The sequence below is a fragment of the Tibeticola sediminis genome, assembly GCF_003843835.1.
In the GTDB taxonomy this organism is placed as follows: Bacteria; Pseudomonadota; Gammaproteobacteria; order Burkholderiales; family Burkholderiaceae_C; genus Tibeticola; species Tibeticola sediminis.
Map to the genome: position 1 here is coordinate 194,527 of NZ_RKQL01000002.1, position 19,037 is coordinate 213,563.

At 66.1% G+C, this 19,037-nt stretch carries 17 protein-coding genes and 1 tRNA gene; 9 read left to right on the forward strand and 9 right to left on the reverse strand.

The genetic code is table 11. The features are described 5' to 3' along the window. Positions 1 to 8 precede the first annotated feature (8 nt). The 3 genes from rlmH to rng all read left to right on the forward strand — a co-directional run bounded on the left by rlmH (position 9) and on the right by rng (position 2,789). Positions 9 to 479 (forward strand): 23S rRNA (pseudouridine(1915)-N(3))-methyltransferase RlmH, encoded by a 471-nt coding sequence (gene rlmH, locus EDC62_RS05880; protein ID WP_124221527.1) that lies wholly within the window; start codon positions 9 to 11, stop codon positions 477 to 479. Between the two features lie 29 nt (positions 480 to 508). Further along, positions 509 to 1,111 carry a Maf family protein gene (locus tag EDC62_RS05885; RefSeq protein ID WP_124221529.1) on the forward strand — a complete coding sequence of 201 codons (603 nt, stop codon included), beginning with the start codon at positions 509 to 511 and terminating at the stop codon, positions 1,109 to 1,111. Between the two features lie 190 nt (positions 1,112 to 1,301). Then, positions 1,302 to 2,789, forward strand: a complete 1,488-nt coding sequence (rng, locus tag EDC62_RS05890; protein ID WP_124221531.1) for a ribonuclease G — start codon at positions 1,302 to 1,304, stop codon at positions 2,787 to 2,789. 40 nt (positions 2,790 to 2,829) lie between these two features. Here rng and msbA read toward each other — a convergent pair whose 3' ends face one another. Further along, positions 2,830 to 4,620: a lipid A export permease/ATP-binding protein MsbA gene (gene msbA, locus EDC62_RS05895; protein ID WP_124221533.1), complete on the reverse strand. Its 1,791-nt coding sequence runs from the start codon at positions 4,618 to 4,620 to the stop codon at positions 2,830 to 2,832. A 407-nt stretch (positions 4,621 to 5,027) separates the two neighbouring features. Here msbA and tolB point away from each other — a divergent pair, with 407 nt between their 5' ends. From tolB to EDC62_RS05925, 6 genes are all read left to right on the forward strand, one after another. Beyond that, positions 5,028 to 6,362, forward strand: coding sequence for a Tol-Pal system beta propeller repeat protein TolB (gene tolB, locus EDC62_RS05900; RefSeq protein ID WP_124221535.1), 1,335 nt, complete (start codon positions 5,028 to 5,030; stop codon positions 6,360 to 6,362). Positions 6,363 to 6,497: 135 nt separating this feature from the next. Then, positions 6,498 to 7,037, forward strand: a complete 540-nt coding sequence (gene pal, locus EDC62_RS05905; protein WP_124221537.1) for a peptidoglycan-associated lipoprotein Pal — start codon at positions 6,498 to 6,500, stop codon at positions 7,035 to 7,037. A 2-nt stretch (positions 7,038 to 7,039) separates the two neighbouring features. Continuing rightward, complete coding sequence (gene ybgF, locus EDC62_RS05910) at positions 7,040 to 7,816, forward strand: tol-pal system protein YbgF (protein WP_124221984.1); 777 nt, start codon at positions 7,040 to 7,042, stop codon at positions 7,814 to 7,816. A 66-nt stretch (positions 7,817 to 7,882) separates the two neighbouring features. Further along, positions 7,883 to 9,001: a YeeE/YedE family protein gene (locus EDC62_RS05915; RefSeq protein ID WP_124221539.1), complete on the forward strand. Its 1,119-nt coding sequence runs from the start codon at positions 7,883 to 7,885 to the stop codon at positions 8,999 to 9,001. 16 nt (positions 9,002 to 9,017) lie between these two features. Beyond that, positions 9,018 to 9,803 carry a tRNA threonylcarbamoyladenosine dehydratase gene (locus tag EDC62_RS05920; protein ID WP_124221541.1) on the forward strand — a complete coding sequence of 262 codons (786 nt, stop codon included), beginning with the start codon at positions 9,018 to 9,020 and terminating at the stop codon, positions 9,801 to 9,803. Positions 9,804 to 9,868: 65 nt separating this feature from the next. Beyond that, positions 9,869 to 9,944, forward strand: a tRNA-Lys gene (locus EDC62_RS05925). Positions 9,945 to 9,989: 45 nt separating this feature from the next. Here the strand turns inward: EDC62_RS05925 and EDC62_RS05930 are convergent. The 8 genes from EDC62_RS05930 to dapC form a co-directional block, all read right to left on the reverse strand. After that, the gene (locus EDC62_RS05930; RefSeq protein WP_124221542.1) at positions 9,990 to 10,655 is read right to left on the reverse strand and encodes an SOS response-associated peptidase; all 666 of its coding nucleotides are present in this window, start codon (positions 10,653 to 10,655) and stop codon (positions 9,990 to 9,992) included. 23 nt (positions 10,656 to 10,678) lie between these two features. Further along, a complete protein-coding gene (locus EDC62_RS05935) occupies positions 10,679 to 11,221 on the reverse strand; it encodes a hypothetical protein (RefSeq protein WP_124221544.1) in 543 nt (180 codons plus the stop codon). 6 nt (positions 11,222 to 11,227) lie between these two features. Continuing rightward, on the reverse strand, positions 11,228 to 13,303 hold the full coding sequence (locus tag EDC62_RS05940; RefSeq protein WP_124221546.1) for an ABC-F family ATP-binding cassette domain-containing protein: 2,076 nt from the start codon (positions 13,301 to 13,303) through the stop codon (positions 11,228 to 11,230). Next, entirely contained in the window at positions 13,300 to 14,238 is a 939-nt protein-coding gene (gene prmB / locus EDC62_RS05945) for a 50S ribosomal protein L3 N(5)-glutamine methyltransferase (RefSeq protein WP_124221548.1), read from the reverse strand. The genes EDC62_RS05940 and prmB overlap by 4 nt, the downstream gene beginning before the upstream one ends. Next, positions 14,235 to 15,440 (reverse strand): succinyl-diaminopimelate desuccinylase, encoded by a 1,206-nt coding sequence (gene dapE, locus EDC62_RS05950; protein ID WP_124221551.1) that lies wholly within the window; start codon positions 15,438 to 15,440, stop codon positions 14,235 to 14,237. The genes prmB and dapE overlap by 4 nt, the downstream gene beginning before the upstream one ends. Before the next feature lie 12 nt (positions 15,441 to 15,452). Further along, positions 15,453 to 16,616 carry a PilT/PilU family type 4a pilus ATPase gene (locus EDC62_RS05955; RefSeq protein WP_124221987.1) on the reverse strand — a complete coding sequence of 388 codons (1,164 nt, stop codon included), beginning with the start codon at positions 16,614 to 16,616 and terminating at the stop codon, positions 15,453 to 15,455. Between the two features lie 77 nt (positions 16,617 to 16,693). Continuing rightward, positions 16,694 to 17,518, reverse strand: a complete 825-nt coding sequence (gene dapD / locus EDC62_RS05960; RefSeq protein ID WP_124221554.1) for a 2,3,4,5-tetrahydropyridine-2,6-dicarboxylate N-succinyltransferase — start codon at positions 17,516 to 17,518, stop codon at positions 16,694 to 16,696. Positions 17,519 to 17,727: 209 nt separating this feature from the next. After that, the gene (gene dapC / locus EDC62_RS05965) at positions 17,728 to 18,963 is read right to left on the reverse strand and encodes a succinyldiaminopimelate transaminase (RefSeq protein ID WP_124221557.1); all 1,236 of its coding nucleotides are present in this window, start codon (positions 18,961 to 18,963) and stop codon (positions 17,728 to 17,730) included. Positions 18,964 to 19,037 lie beyond the last annotated feature (74 nt).

Sequence of the window (19,037 nt, forward strand, 5' to 3'; positions counted from 1 at the left end):
CCGGTCCGATGCGGCTCTGGGTCGTTGCAGTTGGGCAGCGCATGCCCGCTTGGGCGCAGGCGGGTTGGGAAGAGTACGCGCGGCGGTTTCCGCCCGATCTGCGGCTGGAGCTCAAGGCGGTCAAAGCGGAGCCCCGCACCGGCGGTCGCTCAGCCGCAGCGCTGATGGCCGCCGAGGCCGAGCGTATCCAGGGTGCCACCCCCCGCGGCAGCCGCATCGTGGCGCTCGACGAGCGCGGTACGGCGCTCACGTCGGCGGGGTTGGCCCAACGGCTCGATACCTGGCGGCAGACGGCCGACGACGTCGCTTTGCTCATTGGCGGCCCCGATGGCCTGGACCCAGCCTTGCGCTCGGCCGCGCACGAGCGCATCCGCCTCTCGGACCTGACACTGCCGCACGCCATGGTGCGCGTATTGCTGGCCGAGCAGCTCTATCGGGCCTGGTCGCTCAACGCCGGCCACCCTTACCATCGGGAATGAAGCCTGCGGCCTCGCGCATGGTTGATCGCATGAATCGCCTCCTTTACCTTGCCTCGCAGAGCCCGCGGCGCAGCCAGCTTCTGGATCAGATTGGGGTCCGGCACGTGGTCCTCGCCCCCGGACCCGACGAGGACGCCGAGGCGCTCGAAGCCGTCCTGGCGCGCGAAAGCGCCCTGACCTATGTGCGGCGCGTCACCGCGCTCAAGCTCGAAGCGGCCGTGGCCCGACATCGGCGGCTCGCGCTGTCCGAAGGGCCGATACTGTGCGCCGACACGACGGTGGCGCTGGGGCGCTCCATTCTGGGCAAGCCCGCCGACGCGGCAGAAGCCCGCTCGATGCTGCAGCGCCTCAGCGGCCGCGCCCATCGGGTGCTGACCGCGGTCGCCCTTGCGCACGGCTCGCGGCGGCTCGAGGCCTTGAGCGTCTCGCGGGTGCGCTTCGCGCCGCTCAGCGAGGCCCAGATCGACGCGTATATCGCCAGCGGCGAGCCTTTGGGCAAAGCGGGGGGCTATGCGATCCAAGGGCGGGCCGCCGCGTTCGTCGAGCACATCAGCGGAAGTCATTCCGGCATCGTCGGCCTGCCGCTGTTTGAAACCGCCGAGCTGCTGCGTCGCTGCGGCTGGGCGCTCTGAGAGGCTGAGAGGAAATCGGTCATGCCCGCTTTGACGTCCCAAAACACGCCCGAGGGCGTTGCAAATGCGCGCCGTAGCCCGGGCTACGGCTGTGCTTTGCGCCTACTCGGGCGCTTTTTGGGGCGCCCCTTCGGGCACGCCCAATTCCCTCTCAGCCTCTGAGTCGCTGGCGAGCACCGACGGAGGGTTCATGCAACAGGAAATTCTGATCAACTGGTCGCCGCAGGAAACCCGGGTGGCCGTCGTCGAAAACGGAGCGGTGCAGGAGATCCATGTCGAGCGCACCCTCGAGCGGGGCTTGGTGGGCAACGTCTACCTGGGCCGCGTGGCGCGGGTCTTGCCCGGCATGCAGTCGGCCTTCATCGACATCGGGCTCGAGCGCGCGGCGTTCCTGCACGTGGCCGACCTGCAAACGCCGCTGGGCGGTTCGCGCGCGGCCGATGCCGGGGACGCTGCCAACGGTAAATCGCCGGGGCCGACGCCGATCGAAAAGCAGGTTTTCGAAGGCCAATCGCTGCTGGTACAGGTCATCAAGGACCCGATTGGCACCAAAGGCGCGCGCCTCTCGACCCAGATCAGCATTGCCGGCCGCTTGCTGGTGTTTCTGCCGCAGGACGAGCACATTGGCGTGTCCCAAAAAATTCCTTCGTCGCTCCGCGAAAGCCTGCGGCAGCGGCTGACGGCCTTGGCAGGCGAGGGCGGTGGCGGCTTCATCCTGCGCACCAATGCCGAGGATGCGACCGATGAGGAGTTGGCCGAAGACATCGCCTATCTGCGCCGGACCTGGGCGCGAATCCGCGAGGCGGCGCAGTCCCAGCCGCCGCGCTCGCTGTTGCACCAGGATCTGAATCTGTTGCAGCGCGTGCTTCGGGACCTGGTGGGCGAACAAACGCAGGTGATCCGCATCGACTCGCATGAGCAATTCGCCAAGCTCATGGCCTTCGGGCGCGAGTTCATGCCCAAGGCGGCCGCGAAGCTGCAGCACTACAAGGGCGAGCGGCCGATCTTCGACCTGTTTTCGATCGACGAGGAGATCGCCCGTGCCTTGGGTCGCAGGGTCGACCTCAAGTCGGGCGGCTATCTGGTGATCGACCAGACCGAAGCGCTGACCACCATCGACGTCAACACGGGCGGTTTCGTCGGTGCCCGCAACTTCGACGACACGATATTCAAGACCAATCTCGAGGCGGCTCAGACCATCGCGCGGCAACTGCGGCTGCGCAACCTTGGCGGAATCATCGTCGTCGACTTCATCGACATGACCCGTGAGGACCATCGCGAAGCGGTGCTGGCCGAGTTCAAAAAGCAAATCGCCCGCGATCGGGTCAAGACCATGGTCGGGGGATTTTCCGCCCTCGGCCTCGTCGAAATGACGCGCAAGCGCACGCGCGAGTCGCTGGCCCAGATGCTCACCGAACCCTGCGCGGCGTGCCAGGGACGGGGTATCGTGAAAACCGCACGGACCGTTGCTTACGACATCTTGCGGGAGATCCTGCGCGAAGCGCGGCAGTTCGATCCGCGTGAGTTCCGGGTCGTCGCGTCACCCCGAGTCGTCGAGCTGCTGCTCGACGAAGAGAGCACGCACCTTGCGGGCTTGTCGGATTTCATCGGTAAGCCGATCTCGCTGCAGGCCGAAACCGCCATCGGCCCTGAAGACTACGACATCGTCTTGCTTTGAGGCGAGGCTGAACAAGTCCCTCGCGCGCCATCACGGGCACTCATGCAGCGTTGCCTGGACCCGCCGGGGCGGCTGCGCCGCCTGCCGAGCCATGCAAGCGCGCGAACAGGCCGCCTGCCGCCAGCAGTGCCGCATGCGTGCCCTGTTCGACGATGTGGCCTTGTTCCATGACCACCACCCGGTCAGCGTGCTCGATCGTGGAAAGGCGGTGCGCCACGATCAGGGTCGTTCGCCCGGCCATCAGCCTTTGCAGTGCTTGCTGAACGAGCCGCTCGGACTCCGTGTCGAGCGCTGAGGTGGCTTCGTCGAGAATGAGGATCGGTGCGTCCTTGTAGAGCGCTCGAGCGATGGCGAGCCGCTGCCGCTGTCCGCCGGAGAGCTGCGCCGCGTTGTGCCCCACGACCGTGTCGATGCCGCGCGGCAGCGCTGAAACGAGCTCGCCCAGGTTGGCCGCCTCCAAGCAGGCCAGCACCCGCTCACGGTCGGGTGTGGCGCCGAGGGCCACATTCGCCGCGAGGGTGTCGTTGAGCATGACGACGTCCTGACTGACCAGCGCGATTTGCCGCCGCAGCGCCGGCAGCGACCAGTGCCGGACATCGACACCGCCGATGCAGACCTCGCCCTCGGTGGCGGTGACGAAACGCGGCAGCAGATGCACCAGGGTTGTCTTGCCAGACCCCGAGGGTCCGACCAGCGCCAGCGTTTCGCCAGGCTCCACCCGCAGACTCACCCGGTCGAGCGCCGCGGGGCCGTCTCCAGGGTAACGCACAGAGACGTTGCGCCATTCGATGGCGCCGTGGTCCAGGGACGGCACACGGTCGCCGCTCGCCTCCGCCGGGTAGCGATCGATCAAATCGAGGCCGCGTTCGAGCGCCGCGATGCCTCGCGTGATCGGATTCGCGACGTCTGAGAGCCGCCGGATCGGAGCCACCAGCATCAGCATGGCCGTGATGAACGCGACGAAGCCGCCCACCGTGACCGAACCCGCGCCCGAGCGGCTTTGCCACAGGGCGATCGTAATCACCGTGGACAGCGCCACCGCCGCCGTGAGTTGGGTCAGAGGCGTCATCGCAGCCGAGGCGATCGTCGAGCGGACCGCCAGCCGTTGCAGGCGCTGACTGAGCGCTTCGAATCGCCGTGCCTGGGCCTCCTCGGCGCCGTGGAGACGGATCATGCGGTGTGCCAGCACGTTTTCCTCCACCACGTAGGCGAGGTCATCGGTGGCTTGCTGGCTTTCCTTCGTCAGTCGGTATAGCCGGCGCGAGAGCGTCTTCATGATCCAGGCGACCGAGGGCACGAGCACCGCGACGATCAGGGTGAGCCGCCAATTCAAATAGAACAGATAGCCCAGCAGCGCCAGCAGGGTGAAGCCGTCTCTCGAGAGCCCCAACAGCGCCTGCACCAGCAGCGTCGCGCCGGTTTGCACTTCATAGACGACGGTATTGGACAGGGCGCTTGCCGACTGCCGGGAAAAGAGGGTCAGCTCCGCCTCGAGCAAGCGGCGGAAGAGCCGTTCCCGCAAGGCGCGCATGCCGTCGTTGGCGATGCGCGCGAGCGCGTAGGAGGCGACGAACTGGGCGCTTCCGCGCAGGGCGAACAGGCCCACCACCGCGAGTGGAACCGCCCAGAGCGGCAGCGTTCCTGCGGAAAAACCTTGGTCGAGCAGCGGCTTGAGCAGCGCCGGGATCAAAGGCTCGGTGCCCGCGCCCACCAAAGTGGCGAGCAAGGCCAGACCCCAGAGGGCTTTTTGCCGCCCAAAATAGGGCGCGAGGCGCGCCAAGCGCCGGGCGAGCGTCTCCGTTTTCGATGGGGCAACGTCAGCGGCGCTCATGGGTCGGGGATTCTATGGCAACGCTGAATAAGTTCCCGTGATGGCGCGCGCCCAGCCGCGGGATGGGATGCGAGGCGCAAACCGCAGCCATAGCCGCAGCTATGGCGAGGATTTGCAACGACGCAGACCGCCCGCAGCCGGGATGCGCGACGCGCGAGGGACTTGTTCAGCGTTGCCCTATCTGTGCCGCGCGTTGCTCTCGGATCCGCTCATGCCGCTACGCTTTGTGACCTTGGCGCTGGTGCTTCGGAGCCGATGTGACTCCGCTCGTGTGTACGATAGGCGCCTTTGTTGGCGGGCGGTCTGGGTGCTTGCTGCCGCGATCGGCGGGGCGCGCGCCATGGCGGCAAAGGATTGCGTGTCGTCCGAATCCGACAGTTCTCCAACCCTGTGGGTGCATTTTCGATATGACGGTTTTTTCCACTCGGTCTTTGACTGGTCCCGAGCGCCAGGCGGGTCAGGGCCCGGCGTTGACACGCCGCTCGCTGATCGCGGCCGCGCTGGGGCTGCCTGCTTTGAACGCCCTGGGGCAGTTTCGCGTCGAGGTCACCGGCGTCGGTTTGAATCAATTGCCCATCGCAGTCGCGCCTTTTCGCGGCCAAGCCCAGACGCCCGTGGCCTTGGCCGCGGTCTTGATGGCGGATCTGGAGCGCAGCGGGCGCTTCAAGTCGATCGACGCCGCGGCGTCTGCCCTCGACGAGACGAGCCGGATCGACTTTGCGCAGTGGCGCAGCCGTGGGGCCGATGCTTTGGTGACCGGCAGTGTCACGCGCCTGGCCGATGGGCGTTACGACGTTCGTTTTCGGCTGTGGGACTCGGTGGCTGGACAGGACCAGGGTGGCCAGGCGTATGTCGTACCCGCCTCGGACTTGCGGCTGGCTGCGCACAAGGCGGCCGATTACATCTACGAAAAACTCACCGGCGAGCGCGGTGTGTTTTCCACCCGCATCGCCTATGTCGGGCAGACGGGGCGCCAGTTCAATCTGTGGGTGGCCGATGCCGACGGCGAGAACGCCCAGAGCGCGCTGGCCAGTCCCGAACCGATCATCTCACCGGCGTGGGCACCCGATGGGCGCTCACTCGCCTACGTCTCGTTCGAGTCGCGCAAGCCCGTCGTGTACGTGCATGAACTCTCCAGCGGCCGCCGCAGGCTGTTGGCCAACTTTCGAGGCTCCAACAGTGCGCCGGCCTGGGCGCCCGATGGGCGCACGCTCGCGCTCACGCTGACTCGGGATGGCAATTCGCAAATCTACCTGATCGACGCGCGTGGGGGAGAGCCGCGTCGGCTCACGCAGTCTTCGGCCATCGACACCGAAGCCCGTTTTTCCCCCGATGGCCGCCAGATCTATTTCGTCAGCGATCGCGGGGGCACGCCTCAGATCTACCGCATGCCGGTCAGCGGCGGCGCAGCCGAACGTGTGACCTTTGCCGGGGACTACAACATTTCTCCCGCGCTCAGCCCCGATGGGCGATCGATGGCCTTCATCACCCGCACCGGCGGAGCATTCCGGCTCCAACTCATGGATCTGGGTTCGGGTGCGGTGACGGCGCTCAGTGACGGAGGGCAAGATGAAAGCCCGAGTTTTGCGCCCAACGGCCGACTCATCGTGTATGCCAGTCGTCAAGGCGGGCGCGATGCCCTGATGACGACGACGCTGGATGGCAAAATCAAGGCGCGTCTGGCGGGCAAGGGAGGCGAGATTCGGGAGCCGGACTGGGGCCCCTTCTTGACTTCGGCTTGAGTGCCTCGTGGCCATCGGACATGGGTTGCCGGCTGCCCATGCGGTTGGGCATCGGGCGGGCCAAGAAGCGTAGACGCCCATGGCGCCTCGCAGTGACGGTTGTGCGTGTGAATCAACGACGTTTTAGGAGTGAATATGAAGAAGCTGGGTTGGGTGTTCTTGCTGGCGTTGGCTCTGGTGGGCTGCGGCTCCAATGTGAAACTCGACAACGTCCCGGTCGAGGACAAAACGGGTGCGGCGGTCACGGGCGCAGGCGCAGCCGGCGCTGCAACCGGAGCCGCGGGTGGCAGTGCCGTGGCCGCCGTCGAGGCCGAGCGCGCGCCTGGGGATGAGCGCGGACCGGCTGCGACGGCGCATGTCATCTACTTCGATTTCGACAGCTACGTGGTGAAGCCCGAGTTCCAGTCGGTGGTCGAGGCCCATGCGCGGTACCTGCGAGCCGATCCGAAGCGCCACGCCGTGCTGGAAGGCCATACCGATGAGCGCGGTGGCCGCGAATACAACCTCGCACTCGGCCAAAAGCGTGCCGAGGCGGTCGCTCGGGCCCTCAGCCTGCTCGGCGTCGGTTCGGCACAGGTCGAGGCCGTGAGCTTTGGCAAAGAAAAGCCCGCCGTCGATGGGCATGATGAAGCCGCTTGGGCGAAGAACCGCCGCGTCGAAATCAAGTACCGCTGATGATGTCGGTCTCCGCTCACCGCAGCCTCCAGCGGCTGCTCGTCGTGCTGCTGCTGGGTGCTTCCGCCTGGGCACAGGCGGCGCTGTTCAGCGACGATGAAGCGCGCCAGGCCATCCTGGACTTGCGTCAACGCGTCGAAGCCCTGCGGCAGGCCACTGATGGGGCGGAGCGGCGGCGCGCCGAGGAACTCGACCAAATCCGCCGCAGTCTCCTCGACCTGCAAAGCCAAATCGAGAGCCTGCGTGCCGAGCAGGCTCGCTTGAGGGGCCAAAGCGAGGAACTGGCCCGAACGCTCTCCGAACTGCAGCGGGCCCAGCTGAGCCTGGCCGAGAAAACCGACGCGCGGCTGCGCGCGTTCGAGCCACAAAAGGTCGCTGTCGATGGCCGCGAGTTTCTGGCCACCGCCGACGAGCGCAAGGCGTTCGAAGCAGCGCTGGCGCAATTCCGTAACGGCGACTTCTCCGCTGCCGGGGCCGCCTTTGCGGAGTTCATCAAGCGGTACCCAGAGTCTGGCTATGGGCCCTCGGCGCTCTTTTGGCTGGGCAATGCGCAATACGCCAACCGCGCCTACAAGGAAGCGATTTCAAACTTGCGCGCCATGATCAAGGCGGCCCCGGACCATCCACGGGCGCCGGATGCCTTGCTCGCCATCGCCAATTGCCAGGTGGAGCTGAAAGACATGCGTGCGGCTCGGGCGACGCTCGAGGAGTTGGTGAAGACCTACCCCAAGTCAGAGGCCGCGAGCACGGCCCGCGATCGCCTCGCGCGCTTGCGTTGAATACCCTGTTCACTCTGCTCTCGCATGCGCGGCGCAGCAACTGCCCCGCGCGATTGATCGCTCAGGATGTTTGACACACTGGAACTTTCGACCCGCACCGCCCTGGTCTTGTGGGGAGCGTTTCTCGTCTCGGCGCTGTTCGGAGCGGCGGCACGCGGAGGGCGCTTTTGTACGATGGGCGCCATCAGCGACGCCTATGGCATCGGGGATTGGACCCGTTTGCGCCAGTGGGCGTTTGCGGCGGGCGTGGCGATTTTGGGCTTTGCGGGTCTGGTTCAGGGCGGCTGGGTCGATCCAGCGGATACGGTTTACGCCAGTGATCGTCTGTACTTGGCGTCGACGCTCCTCGGCGGTGTTCTGTTTGGCTTCGGCATGGTGCTGGCCTCCGGTTGCGGCAGCCGAACCCTGCTGCGCATCGGCTCGGGCAGTCTCAAGGCGCTGGTCGTATTCCTGGTGATGGCGCTGGCAGCGTTCGCGACGATCAAGGGCATCACGGCCGTCGTCCGGGTTGCCACGGTCGACCGCGTGGTGTGGTCGGTCGCTTCGGGGACGGCACTGTCGGACGGGTTGGCGCAAGCGGTCGGCTGGCCCGCTGCGTACGCGCGGCTGCTGCTCTCGTTCCTGCTCGGGGGCGGGCTGATCGCCTGGGCCTTGGTGGATCGAGCCTTTCGCACGCCGATCCATGTGTCCACTTCCTTGGCCGTGGGTTTGTCCATCGTCGGCATGTGGTTCGTGACTGGGCATGTCGGCCATGTTCTCGAGCATCCGCAGACGCTCGAAGAGGTCTATTTGGCAACGAACACAGGGCGCATCGAGGCCATGACCTTCACGGGGCCGATGGCCTATGCGCTCGATTGGTTGATTTACTTCAGCGACCGGGGCAAGCTGTTGACGGTGGGTGTGGTTTCCGTATGGGGTGTCGTGGTCGGCGCTTGGGTGCACGCGCTCCTCACGCGGAGTTTTCGCTGGGAGGGCTTTCGGACGACCGAGGATTTGGCGAATCATCTCGTCGGCGGGGTACTCATGGGCGTGGGCGGGGTCACGGCGCTGGGCTGCACGATCGGGCAGGGTTTGAGTGGGCTTTCGACCCTGAGTGCGAACAGTGTGCTCGCCTTGATCGGTATTTTTGCGGGAGCCATCGCAGGCTTGCGCTATCAGACCTGGCGCCTGGAGCGTATGGCGTGACGGTGAGGGTGATTGCATGACCTTCGCAGATGCGGCGCCGCACGTCGACCGTGCGCGCCGGTTTGGCGGCGTGGCGCGACTCTATGGGGTCGAAGGGGCTGCGCGCATTGCCCAAGCCCACGTCGCTGTCGTCGGACTCGGCGGTGTCGGTTCGTGGGCGGCGGAAGCGCTCGCGCGCAGCGGGGTGGGGCGGCTGACGCTGATCGACTTCGATCATGTCGCCGAGTCGAACATCAATCGCCAGATTCTCGCCACTGAGCAGACTTTGGGTCAGGCCAAAGTCGCTGCGATGCGCGAGCGCATTGCCACGATCGACCCGATGACGACGGTCGACACGGTCGATGCCTTCGTCGAGCCCGACAATTGGCCCGCCTTGTTGCCCTCGGCGCCCGATGCCGTCATCGATGCCTGTGACCAGATTCCCGCCAAAGCCGTGATGGCGGCCTGGGCGCGTCATCACCCGGCAGTGGTTTTCATTTGTGCCGGCGCGGCCGGCGGCAAGCGCCAGGCGCACCGGGTGGAGATCGACGACTTGTCGAAGGTCACGCATGACCCTTTGCTCGCATCGCTGCGCAACCGCCTTCGCCGGGTGTATGGCGCTCCGAGCGGCGGTACGCCGCTGGGCGTGACGAGCGTGTTCAGCCGCGAGCCGGTGGCCGCTCCAGACCCGGGCTGTGCTCTGGGCGCGGAGGGCAGTCTCAACTGCCACGGTTACGGGTCCGCCGTCGCGGTGACCGGCACCTTTGGCTTGTGCGCTGCTGGCTGGGTTCTGGATCAACTCACGCGTGCGAAGCCGGCCTGAGGGCCAGCGAACGATGCTATAATTTTCGCTGTTGCTTCGACAGAAATGACGAGCAACAAAATGGCGGGTCGTTAGCTCAGTTGGTAGAGCAGCGGACTTTTAATCCGTTGGTCGCAGGTTCGAATCCTGCACGACCCACCAAAGTTTTTTGGAACGCCCGCCTTGCGCGGGCGTTTGTCTTTCGGTTCAGCGCCTTGCGGGTTCTGCCGGGCTGGCATCGAGACGGTCTGCGGGGTAGGGCTGCAGCAGCGCAGCGGCGGCATGGTTGGGCGCACGCAGCCAAGTTTCGTAGTCCTCATCGGGCAGGACCACGACCATCCGCTTTTCCACGCCGGGGCGGTGAAACCGTCGCATCAACGGATGTTCGTCGGCGTTGATGGTCAGCAAGGTAAAACTCTGGACCCACTCGCCCTGCGGCGCACGCCAAGTGGCCCAGAGCCCGGCAAGGCCCATGGGAGCGCCGTCGCGCCGCGCGATGCGTGTGGCGACCGAGTGGCCAGTGCGCCAGTCAGGCTCATAGAAGGCTTCGGCCGGGACGATGCAGCGCTGGGCGTGCTGCCAGGCATAGCGAAAGCTGGGCCTGGTGCTGACGGTTTCGGCGCGGGCGTTGAAGGTGTGGCGGCCGATGTCGGGGTCCGAGGCCCAGTGCGGAATGAGCCCAAAGCGTGCGAGCCGGCTCTGGCGTGTGGTCAGCCCCGTATCGGTCGCGTCGATGTGCCGCACGACGATATTCGATGGGTAGCCAGGCCAAACGTCCTTGGGCAGTTGCTGCCGTATCGTCTCGGGCAAAGGGCAGCCGAAATAGCGTTGATGCCGCTCGGCATCTTTGACGGTTTGGTAGTGGCTGCACATGGTGCGCGCTCGGCAGCGGGCGGTCAACTCGTGGCGTCTGCGGGCCGCCGATGGCCCCCGTCAGTGGGGTCCGCAGGGTCGATCGGCAACGCGAGTCGCGCGCGTTGGGCAACTTCGATGCAGTCCCGGATGTGGCGTTCCCCGATGATCCGCAGGGTCGCGTAGCCGATCACGCCGGCCGCAGCCTGACCGGCCAGCGGCACGAAACGGGCGGCTTGTTTGCTGCTCAAATGCAAGCCCAACCGCCGAAACACCGATAAAACCAGTTCCTGAGTGACGACCTTGCCGATCAGGGTGCTACCAACGATGGCTGCGGCCTTGCGTACCCGTTCTTGTTGCGCGGGGTCCAGCCGCTCGATTTGGTTCGGCAGCAGCCCAAATTCCGCGCTCAGGCGGGGTATGAGCCGCTGCAGCAGCGCGACGTCGACCATCCAATCCAGACCAGGGATGGGCAACGCGCTCGCTGCGCCGGCGAGCAGCGCGCGGCGGTGCAGCAAGCGACGCGCCCGGCGCGCGGCTTGCTCGATGCCGGGGTCTCGGGTTTTGGGGGATCGCCTGGGGCTCATGGTCGGTCACATCTGGGGCTGCGGCTGGCTCATGCTGATGCGCTCGATCGTCTCGGAGAGTTCGAGCCATTGTTCTTCGAGCGCCTCGAGTTCTTGCTGGACGATTTTGAGGCGCTTACCGGCGGCCACCAGAACTTCGACCGCGGCCGGCGCCATGAGGGACTGCTCCAACGACGTTTTTTCGGCTTCGAGCTCAGCCATTCGGCGCTCGCAGGCTTCGAGCTGTCGGCGCAAGGGGCGCAGGCGCTCGGCCAGGGCTAGTCGTGCCTGTGCCGACTCACGCCGCTGTTGCCGCTGCTGAGGCGGCGGGTTCGATAGCGTTTTGGAGGAATTTTGGTCGGATGCCAGTGTGAATCGGTCGTCAGTAGCTATTACTTTAGGAGCGTTTGGGTTGCTCGACGGGACGCGGTTGGCCTCGGCTTCGATGCGCGCTGCGGCGCGACGACGTCGGGCCTGTTCGAGCAAAAACCGCTGGTAGTCCTCGAGGTCGCCGTCGAAAGGGCGCAGCTCGCCGTCGGCCACGAGCCAGTAGTCGTCGCAGACCGAGTCGAGTAGGGCTCGGTCATGGCTGACGAGCAGCACGCTGCCCTCGAAGGTGTTGAGGGCCATGGCCAAAGCCTCGCGTGTCGCGAGGTCGAGATGGTTGGTGGGCTCGTCGAGCAGCAGCAGGTTGGGCCGCTGCCAGGCGAGCATGGCGAGCACGAGGCGCGCCTTTTCCCCGCCGCTCATCGAACCCACGGGCTGGGCGACCATGTCGCCCGAAAAGTGGAAGCTGCCGAGGAAGTTGCGCAGTTCCTGCTCGCGGGCGCTCGGCGCTCCCGGCGGGGCGTTGAGAGCGCTCAGTCGCACCATGTGTTGCAGCGGCGTCTCCTCAGGCCGCAGCACGTCGAGCTCCTGCTGGGCAAAGTAGCCGATCCGTAGCCCTTTGCCGAGCCGCAATTGGCCCGACAGCGGTTCGAGCGCCCCCGCCAGGGTTTTGATGAAGGTTGACTTGCCTTGGCCGTTCGCGCCAAGCACGCCGATGCGTTGCCCCGGCAGCAGGGAGCGGCGAATGCGGCGCACGATCGGCAGCGGTGCTTGCCCTTCGCGTGGGTAGCCACATTCCACGTCTTCGAGGACGATCATCGGATTGGGCAGGCTCGGCGGGTCGCGGAATTCGAACTCGAATTCGGCCTCGGACAGCACCGGTGCGACGCGCTCCATGCGCTCGAGCGCTTTGACCCGGCTCTGCGCTTGCTTGGCCTTGGTCGCCTTGGCCTTGAAGCGGTCGATGAATTTTTGCAGGTGGGCAATGCGCGCCTGTTGCTTCTCATAAGCGCCTTGCGCCAGTCGCAGCTGTTGGGCCCGGAGCTCTTCAAAAGCGCTGTAGTTGCCGCCATAGCGCGTGAGTTTGCCCTGGCTCAAATGGACTGTCACCGAAGTGACCGCGTCCAAAAACGCGCGGTCATGGCTGATGACGATCAGCGTGCCGCCGTAGCGTTGCAGCCAGGACTCGAGCCAGACCAGTGCGTCGAGGTCGAGGTGGTTGGTCGGCTCGTCGAGCAGCAACAGGTCGCTCGGGCACATCAAAGCCCGAGCCAGTTGCAGGCGCATCCGCCAGCCGCCGGAAAACGAGCGGACCGGGCGCTCGAGCGCGTCGGGCGCAAAGCCCAGGCCGAGGATCAGCGTCTGCGCACGCGCGGTGGCGTCGTGCGCGCCCGCGTCCGCAAGGGCGCCATGAAGCCGGCCGACCTCGAGTGCCAATGACTCGTCGTCGGCGGCGACGTCGAGCGCGCGTTGTGCCTCCTCGAGTTCGCGCTGCAGCGCAGCCAGCCGCGTGTCGCCGCCAAGCACGAAGGCGGTCGCCGTCTCGTCGGTTTCTGGCATTTCCTGAGCGACTTGGGCGACTTGCCAGCCCGCAGGCATGCTCCAGTCGCCGGCGTCTTCGTGCAGGGTGCCGTCCAGGAGCCGAAACAGCGACGACTTCCCCGCGCCATTGCGCCCGACCAGGCCCACCCGCTCGCCGGGGTGGATCGTCATGCTCGCGCGGTCGAGGACGGTCTTGCCGCCGCGCCGCAGCACGATGTCCCGCAGCTGGATCATGGCGTAGGCGCAGTGCTGAGGTTCAGGCCGTTGAGCACGGCATGTTCGATCGCTTCGCGCGTCGTCAGCAGCACCTGGTCGTCGCCGGCACTGGTTTCGAGCCAAACCACTTCCAGCCCGGGGAAGGCCGCCTCGAAGTTCGCGCGTTCGTGCCCGACCTCGAGCACCAGGACCCCGTACTCGGCGAGGTGTAGCGGCGCCTCACGCAGCAGCTGACGCACAAAGCGCATCCCATCGGGCCCGCCGGCGAGCGCAAGCGTCGGCTCGGCTCGGTATTCGGCGGGAAGCTGGGCCATGCTTTGCTCATTGACGTAAGGCGGGTTGCATACGATCAGGTCGAAAATGCCCGGGACCGCCGAAAAGCCGTCCGACGCCACGACCTGGATGCGCGCTTGCAACTGATGCCGGGCCACGTTGATCCGCGCGACCTCGAGCGCTTCGCTCGAAATGTCCGCGGCGACCACCTGAACCTCGGGGTAGGCGAGGGCGGCGAGCACCGCCAGACTGCCGTTGCCGGTGCAGAGATCCAGGACGGAGCGCGTGTCCTCCCGCAGCCAAGGCTCGAGCGCGCCACCACTGATGAGCTCGGCGATCAAGCTGCGCGGGACGATCGAGCGCTCATCGACATAGAACGGTACGCCTTGCAGCCAAGCCTCCCGGGTCAAGTACGCCGCCGGAACGCGTCGCTCGATGCGCTCGCGCAGCAAGGCTAGGACCGCCTCGCGCGCTGCCGCATCGACCGGATCGGCACCGATGCCCTCGGGGCCTTCGAGCGGCCGGTCCAGCGCGTAGCCCAGTCGCCAGAGCACCAGCCACGCGGCTTCGTCGAAGGCATTGGTGGTTCCATGGCCGAACGAAACCTCGGCCTCGATCAGTGCCTGCTCGGCCTGTTCGATCAGCTCCAACACGGTCGTTGCATCTTGCGCGGGCTTCATGCGGCACGCTCACTCAAAAGCTCGAGCACGCGACGGTAAATGGCCTCGAGTGGCTCGACATCGCGCAGTGCGACCGACTCATTGATTTGGTGTATGGTCGCATTGGGCGGCCCCAGTTCGATCACTTCGGGGCAAATCTGTGCAATGAAACGTCCGTCACTCGTCCCCCCCGTGGTCGAGCACTCGGGCTCGATGCCGCAAGTCTCGTGCACCGCTTGGCGCACGACGTCGAGCAAAGCGCCTGGCTGCGTGAGAAACGGCAGACCGCCGAGCGTCCACTGAATTTCGTAATCGAGCTTGTGGCGCGCGAGGATGGCCTCGAATCGGTTGCGCAAGGCATCCGGCGTCGACGCGGTGGAAAAGCGAAAGTTGAAGTCGACCACCACGCTGCCCGGAATCACATTGCTGGCGCCGGTGCCACCGTGGATGTTGCTGACCTGCCAACTCGTCGGTGGGAAATAGGCATTGCCGTCGTCCCATCGTGTCGCGGCGAGCTCGGCAAGCGCTGGTGCCAACTCGTGAATCGGGTTTCGCGCCAACTGCGGATAGGCAATGTGCCCTTGGATGCCCTTGACGGTCAAGCGCCCCGACAACGAGCCGCGTCGCCCGTTCTTGATCATGTCGCCGGTTCGTTCGACCGAGGTCGGCTCCCCGACGATGCACCAGTCGAGCCGTTCGCCGCGCGCGCGCAGCACCTCGCAGACGGCCACCGTGCCATCGACGGCCGGGCCCTCCTCGTCACTCGTCAGCAGGAAGGCGATCGACAAAGACGTTTGCGGATGGGCGTGCAGGAAAGATTCGACGGCAACCACCATCGCCGCAAGCGAGGTCTTCATGTCGCTCGCCCCCCGCCCGTACAGCCGTCCATCGCGGATCGTGGGCACGAATGGCGGGCTGTCCCAGTGCTCGACCGGCCCGGTCGGGACCACGTCCGTGTGTCCTGCGAAGACCAAGCTAGGGCCGGCGCCAGCACCAGCTGCGCCCGGTCGCTTCGCCCACAGGTTGGCGACGCGCGCCTGCTCCGGACCGCGGTCAAGCCGCTCGCATTCGAAGCCGACGGCGCGAAGGCGCTCGGCGATCAGATCCAGGCAACCTTCATCCCTCGGCGTGACCGAAGCTCGGGAAATCAGCTGTTCGGCCAAACGCAGCGTGGGCGAGGCGCAAGCCGCGCTCGGCGGCGGGGAGGAGGGTGTCGGGAGCATGGTGAGAGGGGTTCAGCTGCGCCCACGGGGCGGGGCGGGTGCGTCGAGCACGATTTCGGTAAAGACCGGGCGGTCATCCGGCGCCGGATCGGCCGCGAGCGCCGGACCCTTCTTGGTGAAGTCGTTTTGCAGCCGCCACATCAGGTTGGTGACGGAGTCGGCATGCAGCAGACCTTCCTTGCGATCGACCAGACCCGAACGGATGAGCCGCGCAATGTCGTCTTCGAAAGTCTGGGAGCCTTCGGCGAGCGAATTCGTCATGGCTTCCTTGACGCCGGCGAAGTCCCCCTTTTCGATGTGCTCCGAGATCAGCCGCGCGTTGAGCAGCACTTCGACCGCCGGAATGCGGGTGTTGTGCACCGTGCGTAGCAATCGTTGCGAGACGATGGCCTTGAGTGCGGTCGCTAGGTCCCCCAACATGGCGGGCCGAACCTCGGCCGGATAGAAGCTCAGAATGCGGTTGAGCGCCTGGTAGCTGTTGCTCGCATGCAGCGTCGACAGGCAGAGGTGGCCCGACTGCGCATACGCCAAGGCCGCAGACATTGTCTCCCGGTCGCGAATTTCGCCGATCATGATGACGTCGGGCATCTGCCGCAGTGCGTTCTTCAGACCGACGGCGAGCGAGGCGGTATCGCTTCCGACTTCGCGTTGGTTGACGATGGATCGCTTGTTCGTGAAGACGAACTCGATCGGGTCCTCGATGGTGAGAATGTGGCCGGGCTCCCGCTCGTTGCGCTGGTCGAGCATGCTGGCAAGCGTCGTGCTTTTCCCGGCGCCCGTGGCCCCGACGATCAAAATCAACCCGCGGCGCTCCATCACCAGTTCGCCCAGGATCGGCGGCAGGTTCAGCGTTTCGAGACGCGGAATTTCCGCCGTGATGTAGCGGATCGTCGCGGCGTAATGGCCGCGCTGCCGCAGCGCGCTGATGCGGAAGTTTCCAACGCCTTCGATCGTGATCGCAAGGTTGAGCTCCCCCGTTTCCTTCAATTCCTCGATCCGGTTCGGAGCGACGATTTCCGACAGCAGGTTCAGAGGTGCCTCCGGCGGGAGCTTTTGCGCATTCATCGCGATGCATTGCCCGTCGATGCGGATCATGGCCGGCGCGTTGGCCGAGAGGTAAACATCCGAGGCCTTACGCTCGGCCATCAAACGCAGGATGCGCTCCATCATGCTGATCTGAGCAGCGGGTTGGCTCATGGTGGCTCCAAAGGGCTCGGTCTGGGGACGTGGGCTGGCGCGGGCAGCGCGGCGTTTCAGTCGCGCAGCAGGTCGTTGAGGCTGGTCTTGGCGCGGGTTTGCGCGTCCACGCGCTTGACGATCACCGCGCAATAAAGGCTGTACTTGCCGTCGGCGCTGGGCAGATTGCCCGAGACCACCACCGAGCCCGCGGGCACGCGGCCGTAGTGCACCTCGCCCGTGGTGCGGTCATAAATCTTGGTACTCTGGCCGATGTAGACGCCCATGGAGATCACCGAGTTTTCCTCGACGACGACACCTTCGACGATCTCGGAGCGCGCGCCGATGAAACAGTTGTCCTCGATGATGGTGGGGCCCGCCTGCAGGGGCTCGAGCACGCCGCCGATGCCCACGCCGCCCGAGAGGTGCACGTTCTTGCCGATCTGCGCGCACGAACCCACGGTGGCCCAGGTGTCGACCATGGTGCCTTCATCGACGTAGGCGCCGATGTTGACGTAGCTCGGCATCAGGATGGCGCCGCGGGCGATGTAGCTGCCGCGCCGTGCCACGGCCGGCGGCACCACACGCACGCCGGTGGCTTTCAATTCGGCTTCGCTCATGCCCGCAAACTTGGTCGGCACCTTGTCGTAGAAGGTGAGGTCACCGCTCTTCATCACCGTGTTGTCGTTGAGGCGGAACGACAGCAGCACCGCCTTCTTGATCCACTGGTGCGTCGTCCAGCGGCCCACGCCCTCGCGCGTGGCCACCCGCAGCTTGCCGGTGTTGAGCTCGTCGATGACGTGATGGACGGCCTCGACCACCTCCTTTGGGGCCGAAGCCGGCGAGAGCTCCGCGCGTTGTTCCCAAGCGTTGTCGATGATGGATTGCAGTTGTTGGCTCATGTGTCAGTCGTCGGGTGGGATTTGAACAGGGAAGAAAACCTGGGCGCTCAGAGGCTGAGAGGGAATTGGGCGTGCCCGAAGGGGCGCCCCAAAACGCGCCCGAGTAGGCGCAAAGCACAGCCGTAGCTCGGGCTACGGCGCGCATTTGCAACGCCCTCGGGCGTGTTTTGGGGCGTCCAGGTGGGCATGTTCGATTCCCTCTCAACCTCTCAGGCCTTAGGCGTATGGGTCCGCACGAAGGCGGCGATGCGCTCGGCCGCCTCGATGCATTCGGCGGTATCGGCGACGAGGGCCATGCGCACACGCCCCGCACCGGGGTTGTGGCCGTCCACCTCGCGTGCGAGGTAGCTGCCCGGCAGCACGGCCACATTGTATTGAGCCAGCAGTTCTCGGGCGAAGGCGGTGTCGCTGCCGCCAAACAGCCCGCCGACCCCCGCCCACAGGTAAAAGCCGGCGTCGGGCAGCCGCACGTCGAGCAAGCCTTCGAGCAAGGGCGTCACGGCCGCAAATTTCTCGCGGTACAGGCGCCGGTTCTCGACCACGTGGGCTTCGTCGCCCCAGGCCGCGATGCTCGCAGCCTGTACCACCGGGCTCATGGCGCTGCCGTGGTACGTGCGGTAGAGGGTGAACGGCGCGATCAGTCGCGCGTCTCCGGCGACGAAGCCGCTGCGCAGGCCCGGCACGTTGCTGCGCTTGGACAGGCTGGTGAAGGCCACGAGGCGGCGGAAATCGCTGCGGCCCAGGCGCAGCGCCGCCTCCAGACCGCCGAGCGGCGGCTCGTCGCGGAAATAGATTTCGCTGTAGCACTCGTCGGAGGCGATGACGAAGCCGTGCCGATCCGAGAGCTCGAACAGCCGCGCCCATTCGTCCAGCGGCATCACCGCACCGGTTGGGTTGCCGGGCGAACACACGTAGAGCAGCCGCGTGCGTTCCCAAACGGCCTCGGGCACGGAGTCCCAGGCCACGGCGAAGTTGCGTGCTGGGTCGCTCGGCGCGTAATGCGGCGTGGCGCCGGCCAGCAGCGCTGCGCCTTCGTAGATTTGATAGAAGGGATTGGGGCAGACGACGACGGCGTCACGGTCGTTCGGGTCGATCACGGTTTGCGCGAACGCGAACAGCGCTTCGCGCGAGCCGTTGACCGGCAGCACTTGTGTGGCGGGGTCGAGCGTCAGGCCATAACGGCGCTGTAGCCAGGCGGTGAACGCCGCGCGCAACGCGGGCGTGCCTGCCGTCGCCGGGTAGGCGGCCAGGCCGCTGGGCTGCGCGCGCGTGGCCGCCACGAGCGCGTCCTGAATGAAGGCGGGCGTGGCATGCTGCGGCTCGCCGATGCCCAGGCTGATCGGGCGCAGGTCCGCGGGCGGCGTCACGTCGGCAAACAGGCGGCGCAGCCGCTCGAAGGGGTAGGGTTGCAGGCGGGTGAGACGGGGGTTGAGCGGGGTGTCCATGGAGGGCTGATTATCGGTTGCAAAGCCGCAACCGCCCCACGCTATCATCCGCCTTTCCCTAGGGTTACGCTGAA